Here is a 16,369-nt window from a genome sequence, read left to right on the forward strand (position 1 = left end):
CCTTTGGCTTCTCGTCCCCATTGGGTTGGCGCCCATAATGGAAAGCAGTTTCTGCTTTGCCGACTATGACTCACGCCTGTTTGTTGGATGCCCTCAACCCTGCTCAACGGCAAGCGGTGCACCATTTTTGTGGCCCTTTGCTGGTGGTGGCGGGGGCAGGTTCCGGCAAGACGCGCACCCTCGCCTATCGCATCGCCCACCTCATCCGCCACTACCGGGTGGATCCGGAGGAGATTTTGGCCGTGACCTTTACCAACAAGGCCGCCCGCGAAATGAAAGAGCGCATCGAACGGCTCTTTGCCGAGCAAGAGGCCCAGGAGCAATTCGGGATCCCCTTGGCGCAATTGGAGCCGGCCCAGGCGACGCGGCTGAAATCGGCGGTCTACCACCGTTGGATCAAACCCCTTTGGATCGGCACGTTTCACAGCTTGTTTGCCCAGATCCTGCGCCTGGAGATCGAAAAATATCAGGATCCCAAGGGACGAAAGTGGACTCGCAACTTCTCGATTTTCGATGAATCGGACGCCCAATCCCTGGTTAAAGAGATTGTAACTAAGCAACTCAACTTAGATGAGCGCAAGTTCGATCCAAGATCGGTGCGCTATGCCATTAGCAATGCCAAAAATCAAGGTTGGACCCCTGCCGATCTGGAGCGCCACCAGCCCAATTTCCGAGGTCGCATCCTGGCTCAGGTTTACGAGCTCTACGAAGATCAACTGGCGGCCAATAATGCCCTCGATTTCGACAACTTAATTTGGATCCCGGTGCAACTTTTCCGCCAAAATGAGCAGGTTTTGGCCTACTGGCACCAGCGCTTTCGGCACATCTTGGTGGACGAATACCAAGATACCAACCGCACCCAGTACGAGCTGATCCGGCTCCTGGCCACCAACGGCGAGACCCGCCGCTCCGAGTGGGACTGGACCAATCGCTCCCTCTTTGTGGTGGGCGATGCAGATCAAAGCATCTATCGCTTTCGGGGGGCCGATTTCACCATTTTGCTGGAGTTTCAAGAGACCTTTGGCGATGGCCTGCCGGACGACGATACCCGCACCCTGATCAAATTGGAAGAAAACTATCGCTCCACCGCCACGATTTTGCAGGCGGCTAACGTCCTGATTGAGAAAAACACCGAGCGCATCGATAAAATTCTCCGGCCAACTCGCCCCCCCGGCCATCCCATCGTTTGCTACCAGGCGGAGGACGAAATGGCCGAGGCCGAGTTTGTGGTCAATACCATCCGGCGATTACACAGCCAAAATCCCAACTCTTCCTGGGGAGATTTTGCCATTCTCTACCGCACCAATGCCCAATCTCGCCCTTTTGAAGAGGTTTTGCTGCGGTGGGGGATCCGTTACACGGTGGTGGGGGGGCTGCGATTTTACGATCGCAAAGAGATTAAGGATGTGCTGGCCTATTTGCGGGTTGTGCTCAACCCTGCCGATTCTTTTAGCCTGTTGCGCATTATCAATGTGCCGCGGCGGGGCATCGGCAAGTCCACTCTGGACAAGCTAAGCGAAGCGGCGGCTGCCTTAAATGTGCCCCTGTGGACTATCCTCAGCGACGAGGCCTCTGTTACCAACCTGCTGGGGCGTTCGGCCAAGCCGGTTCTCCAGTTTGCCCAGCTTATCCAGCATTGGCACAGACAGATGGCCCAGGTTTCGGCTGCCGCCCTTCTGGAGGGGCTGCTGCGGGATTGCGGCTATCTGGAAGATCTCAAGGCCCAGGGCACAGAAGAGGCCGAGGAAAGGATCGCCAACGTGATGGAACTCTACAATGCCGCCCGCCAATTTGAAGAAGAACAGGAGGATCCCAGCCTCGAGGCTTTCTTGAGCAATGTGTCTTTAGCTTCCGATTTGGACACCCTTCAGGAGGGAGCTGAGAAAGTTTCGCTAATGACGTTGCATGCTTCCAAAGGGCTGGAGTTCCCGGTGGTGTTTTTGGTGGGGTTGGAACAAGGCCTGTTTCCCAATTTTCGCGCTTTGGAGGATCCTGCCGCGCTGGAAGAAGAACGGCGCCTCTGCTACGTGGGCATCACCCGCGCCCGCGAGCAATTGTTTGTCTGCCACGCCAGCGAGCGGCGGCTCTACGGCAACCGCGAGCCCGCCATCCCTTCCCTATTTTTGAGTGAGCTGCCCCAAGAGCTGATCCAATGGGAAAAAGGCAGGGGGCTTTCGTTCTCCGCCGACAACACGGCTGCGGCCACGCCCAAAGCAAAGGCTGCTCGCCGCCAAGGCCGTTCCTCCCAGTGGGCCGTTGGGGATCGCCTGCAACATCCCCAATTCGGACAGGGGCAAATTACCCACGTGTTCGGCAGCGGCGAACGGATCACCCTGGCGGTGAGGTTTCCCGCCATCGGCCAGCAGAAAATCTTGGATCCCCGCATCGCGCCCATTCAAAAGCTCAGCTAGCTGGCTGGGCTCGAAACCGCTTTGGAGATGGATGGCGTAGCGGTATGGGTCTCATCCTTTTTTGTAGGTGCCTTGATCTCGCCCAGAACTTGCTTGGAATAAGGCGGCTTGGCAGGGATCCCTTTTGTCTTGACACTCCCACCCAGGGGATTCTTACGCAGTCCACAAAAGAACCCGTAACGGCGTTGTCAAAGCGCCTCTAGACAGTTCCTGAAGGCAAAGCCCCAAGGTTCTGCTGACTTTCTTAAGCACAGGTTGGCGGCAGCATTCGCATCAGCGTTGACCAACCACCCCTCTGCCGTTTGGTACAGGCCCCGCTTGACACGCTTTCCAGAAGGTCTCCACCCGTCGGGTTTTTCACCATAATTAGGTTCCATCTAGGAAGCTTGCCTGCGAGCTGTACGCCTCCTCTACCTCAATAAACTCCATCCATAATGCTGACATAATTGCGCAATACGCTCCTTTAACCGACCTGTTGGGATGAAAACAAAGTTTTGGTTAAAACCGCATTCTTGTTTTTGTTCTTTGTTCCAACCGAAGAGGATTCTCCCAATTGAGTGGTGCAAACAGAAGTCAATGACCTTGCCCGCAGCTTTGTGGATTGCATCCCGCATCCGCCGGTTTCCGTAGTTCGGTCAAGCTGCTGCAACCAAAACCCCTGCAGCTTGTGAGTCTTGAGCCTAGCCAGCTCCTTGTTGTGCCACTGGTTGAAGGACTTGACTTTGCGGCCATCAATGATGAAGCTATGTCCTAAGTTGCTAACGCACGTAAGCCAGTTGTTGACTCCGTGGTCAATTGCTAGAGCTTTTCTCGGATCCAGCGATTTGGGCTGGGCAGGCTTGGCATAGACCCACTCCAGCTACAGACTTACAGGTCTGTTGCGCGGCGGAAACATACATTGCGATGAAGTGCTTGTTTTGGGTTCTCGCCATCTCAGCGCAAAGCTCACCATAGCTTGCCCATCGCTTCGTTTTGAAATAGACTTGTCTCGCATAGTACAAAGCACAGTTGTACACCTTATTAGACTGTTGACATAAGTACTCTAATAGGGGGACTAGCTCCCTGTTCCTGACTCGAACCTGCTGACAGCCGCACTCCATCATTGTTGGCAAGCGGCATGGCAACCGCAGTCTGACATGGGCAAGCGATAATGCGAGAGGAAAGTCAACGGTACAATCGCCGCGGTCATGTTGTGGGCGGGCGGTTGTTCATCTTATTTTTTGGCCAAAGAGAAGGAAAGAGGTCTTGGTAGGAGAAGTCAGGAAGAGGTTGTTTGAGCTATGAAACTATATCAACGACCCCCATCATGGGTAAGCCACTAAAGTGGCTAGCGGGCTTTTCCGCCCCGCACTCAAGTGCGGGGCTACCAAACTATCCTTTTGTGTAGGAGAGCCGCTCTGGGCCCTTCCAGGTCTGGATCCTTGAGATCTCCTCAAGAGAAGAGCCCCCTTTGCAATTATTGCGAATTGTTACGAGACTGGCGTCATGCCCCCGGCAGGGATCCGGTTCTCTGGTAGAACGGGAAACAGGTGCTAGGGAAGAATGCCCATTCCCGGCCCACTTGCTTTTTTGCATTGCACAAGGGAGAGCGACCGCATGTTTACTCTGGTTAAGCCCATCACCCGCCACGTGGCCCCTGACGAGCTAGGGGGGCGCCGACTGATGAAGGTGGTGTACGTGGTGTTGGAGCCGCAGTATCAGAGTGCTCTGACAGCAGCGGTGCAGCGCATCAACGCCCGCAACCCCAAGCTGGCGGTGGAGCTGTCTGGCTACTTGGTGGAGGAGCTGCGGGATCCCTCGGGGTATGAGGCTTTCCGGCGGGATCTGGAGACGGCCAATGTTTTTATTGGCTCCCTGATCTTTATTGAGGACATCGCCCAGAAGGTGGTGCAGGCGGTAGAACCCCTGCGGGAGCGGTTGGATGCGGTGGTGGTGTTCCCCTCCATGCCGGAGGTGATGCGCCTGAATAAGCTGGGATCCTTTTCTATGGCGCAACTGGGCCAGTCCAAGAGCGCCATTGCCCAGTTCATGCGCAAGCGCCAGCAGGGATCCAACTTCCAGGAGGGGATGCTGAAGCTGTTGCAGACGCTGCCCAAGGTGCTGAAGTACCTGCCCTTTGACAAGGCCCAGGATGCTCGCAACTTCATGCTTAGCTTCCAGTACTGGCTGGGCGGATCCCGCGAGAACCTGGAGAACTTTTTGCTGATGCTGGCGGATCGCTACCTGCCGGGGATGCGGGATCAGGTCAAGTTTGCCGAGCCGGTCACCTATCTGGAAATGGGCATTTGGCACCCGCTGGCGCCGCAGATGTTTGCCAGCCTGGCGGAGTATTGGGATTGGTACAACGCCCGCGAGGATCTGCCAGAGGAGGTGAAGGATCCCTTGGCCCCCTGCGTGGGTCTGGTGCTGCAGCGCACCCACCTGGTGACGGGGGACGATGCCCACTACGTGGCCATGGTGCAGGAGCTGGAGTCGCGCGGGGCGCGGGTGGTGCCAGTGTTTGCCGGCGGCTTGGACTTTTCCAAGCCGGTGAACGAGTTTTTCTGGAACGAGCAGAAGACGGCGCCAATTGTGGATGTGGTGGTGTCGCTAACCGGGTTTGCCCTGGTGGGCGGGCCGGCGCGGCAGGATCACCCCAAAGCCGTGGAGGCGCTGCAACGGCTCAATCGTCCCTACATGGTGGCACTGCCCTTGGTGTTTCAATCGACAGAGGAATGGGCCAATAGCGACCTGGGGCTGCACCCGGTGCAGGTGGCGCTGCAAATTGCCATTCCCGAACTGGATGGGGCCATCGATCCCATCATCCTCTCAGGGCGGGACGCCGTCACCGGCAAGGCCCATGCCCTGCAGGATCGGATTGAGTTGATTGCGGCGCGGGCCATCAAGTGGGCCAATCTGCGGCGCAAGCCCAAGCTGGAGAAGAAGATCGCCATCACCGTTTTCAGCTTTCCGCCGGACAAGGGCAATGTGGGGACAGCGGCCTACCTGGATGTGTTTGCCTCCATCCACCGGGTGATGCAGGCGCTGGCCCACAACGGCTATGACCTGGGGCCAGAGCTGCCCAAAACGCCGCAGGAGCTGATGGAGTCCATCCTCCACGATCCCCAGGCCCAGTACGCCAGCCCGGAGCTGAACGTGGCGGCCAAGCTGTCGGTGCGGGAATATGAGGCCCTGACGCCCTATGTCAAAGCCATTGAGAAATACTGGGGGCCGGCGCCGGGGCACCTGAATACCGATGGGCAAAATCTGCTGATTTACGGCAAACACTTTGGCAACCTGTTCATCGGGGTGCAGCCCACCTTTGGCTACGAAGGGGATCCCATGCGTCTGCTCTTTTCGAGATCGGCCAGCCCCCACCACGGCTTTGCCGCCTACTACACCTACCTGGAAAAGGTTTGGAAGGCCGACGTGGTCATCCACTTTGGCACCCATGGCTCTTTGGAGTTCATGCCGGGCAAGCAGATCGGCATGTCGGGCGAGTGCTACCCGGACAATTTGATCGGATCCCTGCCCAACTTGTACTACTACGCCGCCAACAACCCCAGCGAGGCCACCATCGCCAAGCGGCGCGGCTATGCTTGCACCATCAGCTACCTGACGCCGCCGGCAGAAAACGCCGGCCTCTACAAGGGGCTGCAGGAGCTGCGGGAGTTGATCGGCTCTTACCAAAGCCTGCGGGAAGGAGGACGCGGCATTCAGATTGTCAATGCCATCTGCGACAAGGCGCGCCTGGTCAACCTGGACAAGGATGTGGAGCTGCCCCAGGTGGATGCGGCCCAGCTCACCCTGGAAGAGCGGGACACGGTGGTGGGCAAGCTCTACGCCAAGCTGATGGAGATCGAGTCGCGGCTGTTGCCCTGTGGCCTGCATGTGATCGGGGCGCCCCCCACGGCGGAGGAGGCCATCGCTACCCTGGTGAGCATCGCCAGCATCGACCGCCCGGAAGAAGGGATCCTCGGCCTGCCGCGCATCCTCGCCCAGAGCCTGGGCCGAGACATCGACGAGCTCTACCGCAACCGGGATCAAGGGCACCTGGCGGATACGGAGCTGCTGGATCGCATCAACAAGGCCTGCCACAAGGCGGTGGCGGCCCTGGTGCAGGAGCAAACCGACGCCCAGGGGCGGGTCTCGCGGGTGGCCAAGCTCAATTTCTTCAACATGGGGCGGCAGGCGCCCTGGCTGGTGGCCCTCAAGGAGGCGGGCTATCCGCAGGTGGAGGCGGAGCTGCTCAAGCCTTTGTTTGAGTTTTTGGAAGAGTGCCTCAAGCAAATCACGGCCGATTATGAGCTGGGATCCCTGCTTCGCGCTTTGGAAGGGGAGTACATCCTGCCGGGGCCGGGCGGGGATCCCATCCGCAACCCCGCTGTGTTGCCGACGGGGCGCAACATCCACGCCTTGGATCCCCAGTCTATCCCCACGGCAGCGGCCATTAAGTCGGCGGAGATGGTGGTGGAGCGGCTGCTGGCCCGCGAGCTGAGCGCCAACGGCGGCAGGTACCCGGAAACCATCTCGGTGGTGCTCTGGGGCACGGACAACATCAAGACCTACGGCGAGTCGCTGGCGCAGGTGCTGTGTTTGCTGGGGGTGCGTCCCCAGCCGGATGCCCTGGGGCGGGTGAACAAGGTGGAGCTGATCCCCTTGGAGGAGCTGGGGCGGCCCCGCATTGACGTGGTGGTCAACTGCTCCGGCGTGTTCCGGGATCTCTTTGTCAACCAAATGGCCCTCCTCGACCGGGCGGTAAAGCTGGCGGCCCTGGCCGATGAGCCGCTGGAGCTGAACTATGTGCGCAAGCACGCTCTGCAGCAGGCCAAGGAGCTGGGGCTGACGCTGGAGCAGGCGGCAACGCGGGTCTTTTCCAACGCTTCTGGCTCCTACTCGGCCAACATCAACCTGGCGGTGGAAAACAGCTCCTGGGAGGACGAGAGCGAGCTGCGGGAGATGTACCTCTCGCGTAAGTCCTTTGCCTTCGGATCCAATCTGCCCAACCAGCAGATGCGGCAGCTGTTTGAGGCCAGCCTGAAGACGGTGGACGTGACCTTCCAGAATCTGGATTCGTCGGAGATCAGCCTGACGGATGTCAGCCACTACTTCGATGCGGATCCCACCAAGCTGGTGCAGAGCCTGCGCCCGGACGGCAAGGCCCCCTCGGCCTACATGGCGGATACCACCACGCCCAGCGCCCAGATCCGCACCCTGAGCGAGACGATCCGCCTCGATGCTCGCACCAAGCTGCTCAACCCCAAGTGGTACGAGGGCATGCTCAAGCACGGCTACGAAGGGGTGCGGGAGATCGCCAAGCGGCTGGTGAATACCTCCGGCTGGTCGGCCACGGCGGGAGCGGTGGACAACTGGATCTACGAGGAAACCAACGAGACCTTCATCAAGGACGAGGCGATGCGGCAGCGCCTGATGAACCTCAACCCCCACTCCTTCCGGCGCATCGTCGGCACCCTGCTGGAGGTGCACGGGCGTGGCTACTGGCAGACTTCCCAGGCCAACATCGAGCGCCTGCAGGAGCTGTACCAAGAAGTGGAAGACCGGATCGAGGGGGTGGAGTAGAGGCCAAAAGGGATCCCTGCCGATCGTTGCCGTTGCCACTGGAAGAGGGGTGAGGGAGTTCTACCCCAGCAACCCCGACCAGCGTAGGTAGGCCTCGATCAGGGGGGATCCCGCCAAGGCGGCCACGGCGCCGCCTAGAGCCAAGTAGGGGCCGAAGGGGATGGGTTTGCCCAGGCGGGCCCTTCCCCCGGCCATGGCCAGCAGGCTGCCCAGCAAACCAAGCCCAGAGCCCAAGATGAGGGCCACCAACACCCCTTGCCAGCCCAGCCACATGCCGATCAGGGCCAGCAGCTTACCATCTCCTCCGCCCATGGCCTCCCGCCGCAAAACCCAACGGGCGACAAAGCCAATGCCTTCCAACAGCCAGATGCCCAGCACGGCGCCCGCGATCCCGGCCACCAGTGACCAGCCCATGGCGGCCAGGGATCCCGACCCTTCCAGCCAGGGCAGCGCCAGGCGGGCCAGCAGCCCCGCCAGCAGGCCGGAGCGGGTGAGCGACTCCGGCAGCCAAAACGTATCCAGGTCAACCAGGGCCAGCGCCAGCAGCCAGCCCAACAAGACACAGGTGAGGAGCCCGCGGGGAGAAAATCCCAAGATGGCGATGCTGAGGCCGAACAGCCCCATGGTCAAGGCTTCAACGGCAGGGTAGCGCCAGCTAATCTGCGCCCCGCAGTGGCGGCAGCGGCCCCGCAGCAGGAACCAGCCCAGAATGGGGATGTTCTCCATCGGGCCCAGGGGCGTCTTGCAGTGGGGACAATGGGAGCCGGGATGGAGCAGAGAAAGACCTTGCGGCAGGCGATAGACCACCACATTGAGAAAGCTGCCCACACAGGCCCCCAGCACCAACACCAGCACCCAGACCAACAGGCGCAGCTCCCAGGTGCTGGCAAGGAAGTCCACCATCGCAGCCGTCCACAGGGAGAAAAAGAGGCTTGCTCTGCTATCGTAGGCGCCTAGGCTCGGCTTGGGCAGAAGGGCCTCAGCGGAGCGGCTCCAACTGCTGCAGCGGAATGAAAGTTTCTTGGGGCAGCAGGATGGGAAACTCAGAAAAGATCAGATCCCCTCGCAGGGTACGGCGATGGATGACCACGCCCCGCGGCGGCTGCTCCAGCACCTCCGGTCGATACTGCAAATGGTATTGATAGATCTGGCGAGCTGCTTGCAGCAAAGCGCTGTCCATGTGCGGTTTCCCCACCTCGCAAAGCCCACTATCACCCTAACGACCCTGCCAAGATTCTCTGGGATCCCTAACGTTCTGTCCGCCCCTTTTGAGCATTTTTAGAAACGCTTAAGCTTCCTTAAGAGCGGCGGATCCCTTGAGCTAGACGCTCACTCCTTTGACCAGAGGCGGGCCGATCCGCCTCGCCTCTCGGTAGCTTAAACCCTAGGATATCGCCGTCAAGAGCCAGTGGGCCATCTTTCCCAATTCTTAAACTTGCAAGAGGAAGGATCTGGAGGGTGCGTTGCCCATCTGGCGGGAGCATGCGGCTGGTGGCGAGCGCCAGCCCTAGGCCGGATGCAGTTTGCCTCTGTCTTGCGGGGTCGGCAACCGGTCAAGGTTAAGACAACGCCATGGATCCCGCCTGAGCGCGAGAGTACAGTGGGGGCAAAAGCGCTGAAGAGGGATGGAGAGAACCTATCTGCTGGGGCTGGGCTGGATCCTGGGCCTGTTGCTGCGGGCCTGGCCGGCGGCGAGCGGCTGGGGCTGGGGGATCCCGCTGGCTTTGGGATTGGCGGGATCGCTGCTGTACCGGCGACGACCGCGCTTGGCCCGCACCTGGCTGGCGATGGGGCTGGTGGGGTGTCTGGCCTGGGCCTACCTGGGCTGGCGGCAGCCGGTTCCCGGCCCGACGGATATCAGCCTTCTGGCCCCGCAGCGGCAGATGAGCCTGGTGGGCACCGTTCTTTCGGAGCCCCGCCCCACCCGCAGCGAGCGGCGGCAATTTTGGCTGGAGGCGGAGCAGGTGCTGGAGGCCAACCAAACGGCCCGCCAGGTAAGCGGCAAGCTCTACGTCACTGCCAGCCCTGAGGCTCTCCCAAGCCAGGATCTCCATCCCAACCAGCGGGTGCGCCTGACGGGATCCCTCTACCTTCCCAGTCTCGCCTTAAACCTGGGCAGCTTTGACTTTCAGGCCTATCTGCAGCGGCAGGGGGCTTTTGCCGGCTTCATCGCCCGCGAGGTGATCCCCCAGCCGGGGGGAAGGGGCTGGGGAGGTTGGGTGCTGCGGCGGCGGGTGCGGGAGGCGTTCATTGCCGGGCTGGGGGAGCGGCAGGGGAACCTCTTGGCTTCCTTGGTGCTGGGATCCCGGGCTGCCCAGTTGGATTTTGATTTGCAGGATGCCTTTCGAGAAGTTGGCCTGGCCCATGCGCTAGCGGCCTCTGGGTTTCACGTGTCGCTGCTGGTGGGGGTGGTGTTTGTCCTAACGCGGCGGCTGGCGGTACGCCTGCAGCAGGGGATCCTCCTGGCGGTCTTGGGGATTTACCTGGCCTTGACGGGCTTTACCCCTTCGGTGCTGCGGGCGGCGGTGATGGGGGCAGCGGCCATGCTGGTGTTGACGGAGCCAAGACTGGAAGGAAAAGTTAGGCTTAACCCCCTGGGGACGCTGCTGGTGGCGGCGGTTTTGCTGTTGATCTACCAGCCGCTGTGGATTACCGATCTGGGGTTTCAGCTCAGCTTTGCCGCCACCCTGGGCCTGCTGGTGGGGGCAGGGCCGATTGGATCCCGGCTGGACTTTTTGCCGCCGGCGGTGGCCACGGCTCTGGCCGTTCCGCTGGCCGCCCAGATCTGGACGCTGCCGCTGCAGGTGGCCATCTTTGGCCGCATCCCCACCTACTCGCTGCTGGCCAACCCGCTGCTGCTGCTTCTCTTGGTGCCCCTGCTGGTGGCGGGGTTTGGGGTGGCTTTTGTGGCCTTGCTCTGGCCGGGGCTGGGATCCCTGCTGGCCCGGCCCTTGACGTTTTTGATCACGCCTTTGATCAACTGGGTGGGCTGGATGGCCAGCTGGCCCCTGAGCTCCTACTACACCGGCAGGGTCTCGCTGCTCCAGTGTCTACTTCTCTACGGGGCGCTGGTGGCTTTGACCTTTTGGCCCCGCTGGCGGCGGGCTTTGCGCTGGCAGGGCACTGCTCTGATAATGGCCGCCATCCTCTTGGGGCCAAGGCTGTGGCCGGGGCCGCCGGTCGAGATCACCGCTTTGGCCAGTGGCCGCCTCCCCGTCCTGGCCATCCAAGCCGAAGGACGCCACCTCTTGCTCAACAGCGGCGATCCCCGCCTGGCCGAGCGCACCGTGTTGCCCTTTTTGCGGCAGCAGGGCCTGCGCCGTCTGGAGGGGGCGGTGGCCATGACCTCTGCCGGCTCGGCCAATGGGGGCTGGGAGATCCTGCTTTCAGCTTTCTCCATCGGGCAGTTCTGGGACGGGGGCGGCGTCAATGCCGCCTCGGACAGCTACCTGCGCTCTCTTAGCGCCGTGCAAGCTGCCGGGATCCCCTATCAAGTCTTGCGGCCTGCCGACCGGATCCCCTTCTCGGAGCGGCTGAAGCTGCAGGCCGTCCACACCAACCCCTTGGTGTTGACCTTGGAGGCCGAGGGATCCCGCTGGCTGCTCTTGGGATCCGCCGGCCCCCCTGTCCAGGCGGAGCTGACCGGATCCCCCTTGCTGCCGGCCCAGATCGACTGGCTGTGGTGGGATGGGGGATCGCTGATCCTGGACTTGCTGGAGCGCTTTCAGGTGCAGGCGGGCATCAGCTCCGGCCCTGTTGGCGAGGCAGTGACCACCTGGTTTCGGCAAAAGCAGCGGCCCCTCTACATTGCCGAGCGCGTTGGAGCAGTAACCTGGTCGCCCCGGGGCGTGCAAACCCTGCGGGCGCCACTGGACGGATAGGTGGCTTGGGGGAGAAGGGCTTAGGCGACAGCTCAAGGCTGGATCAAAAGTTACTCTCAAGCTAGCCTTCCCACTAAGCCCACGACAAACCAACAGGCAGGACTGGATGGCAGCCAAGAAAACCGACACCAAACGCCCAATCGAATCCTACGAGCACCGCGACAAAGAGCGTGTCAATAATCCACCTGTGGGGTTGGTGACGCCCCAGACTGACCCGGATGCCGGGCAAACGAAAAAGCGCTATGCCTACGATCCTCACCTCGACCCGCAACTGGTCTGGGCCGGCAAGGCCGAGCACACCTCGTTCGCGGTGCCGACGATCTCGCTCTATGTCCACGAGCGCATCGACCCCCGTACGATCATCGAGGCGGTGAAGAAGCGGAACGGCAGCGGCGGCGCGGAGCAACTCAGCCTTTTTGAAGAGGAACGCCGAGAGCCGCTGCGCCAGGCCGTCGAGTTCTACCAGCACAAACACGGCTGGACCAACCGCCTCATCGCTGGCGACTCGCTCCTGGTGATGAATTCGCTCCTGGAAAAAGAGGGCATGGCGGGCAAAGTGCAGATGATCTACCTCGACCCGCCCTACGGCATCAAATACGGCTCTAACTTCCAGCCCTTCGTCAACAAGCGCGACGTCAAGGATGGCAAAGACGAGGATTTAACCAGCGAGCCAGAGCAAATCCGCGCCTTCCGCGACACCTGGGAGCTAGGCATCCACTCCTACCTCACCTACCTGCGCGACCGGCTACTGCTGGCGCGAGAACTCCTCACCGAAAGCGGCAGCATCTTCGTGCAGATCGGCGACGAGAACGTCCATCTGGTACGCTGCTTGATGGATGAAGTGTTTGGGGCGGGGAATTTTGTGCGACTTATCACGTTCGCTAAAACCGGCAGCATGGTATCCAACGAGTTAGGCCGGACGAGTGATTATCTGAACTGGTATGCCAGGGATAAAAAATATTTGAAATATCGCCAGTTGTATTCTGAAAAGCTGCCTGATGCCTTCTATAGTAATGTGGAGCTACCCGACGGTACCGTGCGAAAGATTACCCGGGCCGAGATGGTCGATCCGTCGCTGTTGCCAGCGGGAGCAAAGGTCTTCCAGCTCGTAAGCCTGGAGAGCTCGGGGCCGCCGGGCGAGGATACGCCGCTCCAATTTAAGGGAGAGACCTTCAGACCGAACAAGAACAGCCATTGGAAGCTGATCTACCCCGATGGCATGGAGGCGTTGAAACGCACGGGTCGCGTGACTAAGGATGGCAGCAAACTTCGATGGAAATATTATATCGACGATTATCCGCTCAAGGTCTTGTCTGAGGTCTGGGACGACACGGCCGGATTCAATCCTGAGCAACGATACGTGGTTGAAACGCGTACGAAGGTTGTAGAGCGCTGCCTCCTGATGACCACCGACCCGGGCGATTTGGTGTTTGACCCGACGTGTGTGCGGAAGGGGACGCGGGTGTGGTGTGTGAAGGACGGGGGACGCTCCCTCCCCGTTTACGAGGAGGGCTGGGGAGGGGCTGACAGAGGAGAAGCTAACCAGGAAGAGGCCAACTGTGGAGGGGCCACACTGCTTTCCGAGGATGGAGGAGGCAGCCCCCCTGTAGTCCCCCCGCATGCGGGAAGCAGCCCCCCTGTGGTCCCCCCGCATGGGGGGGGACACTGCTCCCTCCCCGCTTGTGGGGAGGGCCGGGGTGGGGCTGAATGGGATAGGGCCATCCTGCGCCCCATCGAATCCATCCAGCCCGGCGACTGGGTTTTGGGGCATGACGGGCAACCGCATCGCGTCGTGCGCGTGATCCGCCGGCCGTACCGCGGCAAGATGATCGGCATCCGCCACGAAAAAACTGACGCGACGCTCTGGCTCTCTGCCGACCACAAGGTGCTCGCCAAGCGCCGCCCGCGCTCACTGGGAGGGCATAACGACTGGTCGGGCATTCCCCGGGGGTTGCGCGGGCGAAGCAAAATGCTGCGGCGTGAAATGACCCCGCCGGAGCGTAAGCTGTGGACGGCGCTGCGCAACAACCAAACCGGTTTCGCCTTCCGACGCCAGCATCCCATCGGTCGGTATATAGCAGATTTTTACAGCCGCGACGCCCAACTTGTCGTCGAGGTGGACGGCGTGCTGGCCCACAGCAGCGAAGAGGCACTGGCTCACGATCAGGCCCGCGATGCCTATCTCCGCGAGCTGGGCTTGGAGGTGCTGCGCGTCCCGGCCAGGGAGGTGCTGTCCAATCTGGAGGGCGTTTACGAAACCATTCGACACGCCTGCCAACTTCAGCTCAGCGTCGAGAAGGCCGAATGGGTGGAAGCGCAGGACCTGGCTGTGGGGGATTGGGTCTTCTTTGGTCCGCAGCGGGTCGCCGTGCGCATCGCCGAACTCCACACGCAAGAAACCGAAGAGGAGTTGTATGACCTGGAGGTAGAAGACGCGCACTCTTTCATCACGGAGCTGTGCGTCGTGCACAATTGCGGCAGCGGCACCACCGCCTACGTTGCCGAGCAGTGGGGCCGGCGCTGGATCACCTGCGACACCTCACGCGTCGCGATCACAATCGCCCGCCAGCGGCTGATGACTGCGGTTTTCGACTACTACGAACTGGCGCACCCGCAGGAGGGCGTCGGCTCCGGCTTCAAGTACAAGACCGTGCCCCATGTCACGCTCAAGTCCATCGCCAATAACCCGGAGATCGACGGCATTTACGCGCGGCTCCATCCGGCAGTGGCAGCGGCCCTTGCTGAGCTGAACGCTGCGCTTCATGGCCAGCCGGTCAAATTCCAGGTCACCCAAGGCGGTCGGGCCGGCCAGTTCGTGGACTTCGCCGCACCCGATGAAGCAACCTTCACCATGCCCGCTGGCCAGGTGGTCAAGGTCAACGAGCTGGTGGAATGGGAAGTGCCCTTTACGTTTCCTGCCGACTGGCCGGAAAAAGCGCGCGAACCCTTCGAGCGTTTCCATCAAGCCCGCCGCACCCTCCAAAAGGAGATCGACGCCGCCATCGCCCGCCATGCGCCGCAGGAGACGCTCTACGACCAGCCCTTTGTGGACAGGAAGAAGGTGCGCGTCACCGGCCCCTTTACGGTTGAAGCGGTGCCGGCACCGGCGGTCAAGTCGGTGGACGAGATTTTGGAGGAGAAGCCGCAACCTGCCGATACGTCTATTACCCGCTCCGGCGAGACCCTGCGCCAGGCCGAATGGCGTGACGAACTGCTGCGCACCGGCATTCGCGGCAAGAACGGGCAATACATCCGCTTTGCCCGCCTAGAGCCCCTGCCCGGTTGCCGCTGGCTCCATGCCGAGGGGGAAACGCGGCCAAGCGACGAAGGGGCAAATACCGTGCGCGAGACGGCGCCAGCCTACGATCCCATGCGCGTGGTCGTCTCCTTCGGCCCGGAATATGGCCCGCTCGAGCAGCGGCAAGTTGAGCATGCCTGGCAAGAGGCGCGGATGCTCAGCCCACAGCCCAAACTGCTGATCTTCGCCGCCTTTCAATTTGACCCCGAAGCAGCAAAAGATATTGACGAGATGAAGCCAGAGCTGGCCGGCATGCAGTTCCTCAAAGTCCAAATGAACGCCGACCTACTCACCGACGACCTCAAAAAGAAGCGCGCCAGTAACGAATCCTTCTGGCTCATCGGGCAGCCGGATGTGGAGCTGCGCAAAGCCGAAGATGGCTGGTTTGTGGTTGAGGTACACGGTTTCGACTACTACAACACCAAGACCGGGGCCATCGAATCGGGCGGCAAGGACAAGATTGTCATGTGGATGCTCGATACCGACTACGACGGGCGCTGCCTCTACCCCCGTCAGGTCTTCTTCCCGATGGCGGGCGAGAAAGAAGGCTGGGCGAAGTTGGCGCGCAATCTCAAGGCCGAGATTGACGAGGACCTCATAAAAGCCTATAGCGGTACGGTGTCGTTGCCCTTCGCACCGGGCGAGCACAAGCGCATTGCCGTCAAGATCGTGGATGACCGGGGCATTGAGAGCCTGAAGGTAATGGAGTTGCCAATATGATCGATGATCAAACCTTGCAAGAGATCGTCCGGCGTATCGTGGCAGCGGCCCAGCCCAGCCGCGTACTCTTGTTTGGCTCCTATGGCCGCGGCGATGCCGACGCGGGTTCCGACCTAGACATCATGGTGATCAAACCAGAGGTGTCTGATCGGTACGCCGAAATGATTCGTTTGCACGAAGCGGTGGGCGATATGGGCCCAGGGTTGGATATCCTCGTTTATTCCGAGGCGGAATACCAGCGGCGCAGCCGTGTGCCAGGCACCGTGCTGTACTGGGCGCGCAAGCAGGGAAAAGACCTCTATGAAGCCGCATCTTGAGGAGGCTTGGCGGTTGTTGCGCCTAGCGGAGCGCGACATCAAAGCCTTCGAAGTCCTCAAAAAAGCGCCGGATGTTCATCTCTCCATTACAGCCTGTTAAGAGCTCAAGGGGTACAATAGCAGCACTTAGCAAACCAACTTCGGAAGGAGGATGGATTGATCAGTAGTAAAGAAGTCTTCACT

Annotated in this window: 8 protein-coding genes and 1 pseudogene; 6 read left to right on the plus strand and 3 right to left on the minus strand. The window is 60.8% G+C overall.

Translation table 11 applies throughout. The features are described from left to right. Positions 1-65 precede the first annotated feature (65 nt). On the plus strand, positions 66-2,411 hold the full coding sequence (gene pcrA, locus SYN63AY4M2_RS01245; protein WP_099812156.1) for a DNA helicase PcrA: 2,346 nt from the start codon (positions 66-68) through the stop codon (positions 2,409-2,411). A 463-nt stretch (positions 2,412-2,874) separates the two neighbouring features. On the opposite strand, the gene SYN63AY4M2_RS14425 is transcribed toward pcrA, so the two are convergent. Then, a complete protein-coding gene (locus SYN63AY4M2_RS14425; RefSeq protein WP_206337024.1) occupies positions 2,875-3,270 on the minus strand; it encodes a transposase in 396 nt (131 codons plus the stop codon). 291 nt (positions 3,271-3,561) lie between these two features. Between SYN63AY4M2_RS14425 and SYN63AY4M2_RS01255 the strand changes: the two are divergent. Both SYN63AY4M2_RS01255 and SYN63AY4M2_RS01260 read left to right on the plus strand, forming a co-directional pair. Continuing rightward, a pseudogene (locus SYN63AY4M2_RS01255) lies at positions 3,562-3,692 on the plus strand (IS200/IS605 family transposase); the annotation flags it as partial. A gap of 315 nt (positions 3,693-4,007) precedes the next feature. Continuing rightward, positions 4,008-7,970 (plus strand): magnesium chelatase subunit H, encoded by a 3,963-nt coding sequence (locus SYN63AY4M2_RS01260; RefSeq protein WP_099812157.1) that lies wholly within the window; start codon positions 4,008-4,010, stop codon positions 7,968-7,970. Between the two features lie 60 nt (positions 7,971-8,030). On the opposite strand, the gene SYN63AY4M2_RS01265 is transcribed toward SYN63AY4M2_RS01260, so the two are convergent. Continuing rightward, positions 8,031-8,873: an A24 family peptidase gene (locus SYN63AY4M2_RS01265; protein WP_011430174.1), complete on the minus strand. Its 843-nt coding sequence runs from the start codon at positions 8,871-8,873 to the stop codon at positions 8,031-8,033. Between the two features lie 76 nt (positions 8,874-8,949). Then, on the minus strand, positions 8,950-9,150 hold the full coding sequence (locus SYN63AY4M2_RS01270; RefSeq protein ID WP_041438278.1) for a hypothetical protein: 201 nt from the start codon (positions 9,148-9,150) through the stop codon (positions 8,950-8,952). 445 nt (positions 9,151-9,595) lie between these two features. Between SYN63AY4M2_RS01270 and SYN63AY4M2_RS01275 the strand changes: the two genes are divergently transcribed. The 3 genes from SYN63AY4M2_RS01275 (at position 9,596) to SYN63AY4M2_RS01295 (ending at position 16,186) form a co-directional block, all read left to right on the plus strand. Further along, complete coding sequence (locus SYN63AY4M2_RS01275) at positions 9,596-11,851, plus strand: ComEC/Rec2 family competence protein (RefSeq protein ID WP_099812158.1); 2,256 nt, start codon at positions 9,596-9,598, stop codon at positions 11,849-11,851. Between the two features lie 106 nt (positions 11,852-11,957). Next, positions 11,958-15,869 carry a DUF559 domain-containing protein gene (locus SYN63AY4M2_RS13895; protein ID WP_206336999.1) on the plus strand — a complete coding sequence of 1,304 codons (3,912 nt, stop codon included), beginning with the start codon at positions 11,958-11,960 and terminating at the stop codon, positions 15,867-15,869. After that, positions 15,866-16,186 carry a nucleotidyltransferase domain-containing protein gene (locus SYN63AY4M2_RS01295; protein ID WP_011430170.1) on the plus strand — a complete coding sequence of 107 codons (321 nt, stop codon included), beginning with the start codon at positions 15,866-15,868 and terminating at the stop codon, positions 16,184-16,186. The genes SYN63AY4M2_RS13895 and SYN63AY4M2_RS01295 overlap by 4 nt, the downstream gene beginning before the upstream one ends. The last annotated feature ends 183 nt before the right edge of the window (positions 16,187-16,369 follow it).

The sequence above is a fragment of the Synechococcus sp. 63AY4M2 genome (assembly GCF_002760475.1).
Lineage (GTDB): Bacteria > Cyanobacteriota > Cyanobacteriia > Thermostichales > Thermostichaceae > Thermostichus.

Bases quoted from the DNA above. Each gene is read 5' to 3' on its own strand.
- pcrA (WP_099812156.1), top strand. From the start codon at position 66: ATGACTCACGCCTGTTTGTTGGATGCCCTCAACCCTGCTCAACGGCAA.
- SYN63AY4M2_RS01260 (WP_099812157.1), top strand. From the start codon at position 4,008: ATGTTTACTCTGGTTAAGCCCATCACCCGCCACGTGGCCCCTGACGAG.
- SYN63AY4M2_RS01265 (WP_011430174.1), bottom strand. From the start codon at position 8,873: ATGGTGGACTTCCTTGCCAGCACCTGGGAGCTGCGCCTGTTGGTCTGG.
- SYN63AY4M2_RS01270 (WP_041438278.1), bottom strand. From the start codon at position 9,150: ATGGACAGCGCTTTGCTGCAAGCAGCTCGCCAGATCTATCAATACCAT.
- SYN63AY4M2_RS01275 (WP_099812158.1), top strand. From the start codon at position 9,596: ATGGAGAGAACCTATCTGCTGGGGCTGGGCTGGATCCTGGGCCTGTTG.
- SYN63AY4M2_RS13895 (WP_206336999.1), top strand. From the start codon at position 11,958: ATGGCAGCCAAGAAAACCGACACCAAACGCCCAATCGAATCCTACGAG.
- SYN63AY4M2_RS01295 (WP_011430170.1), top strand. From the start codon at position 15,866: ATGATCGATGATCAAACCTTGCAAGAGATCGTCCGGCGTATCGTGGCA.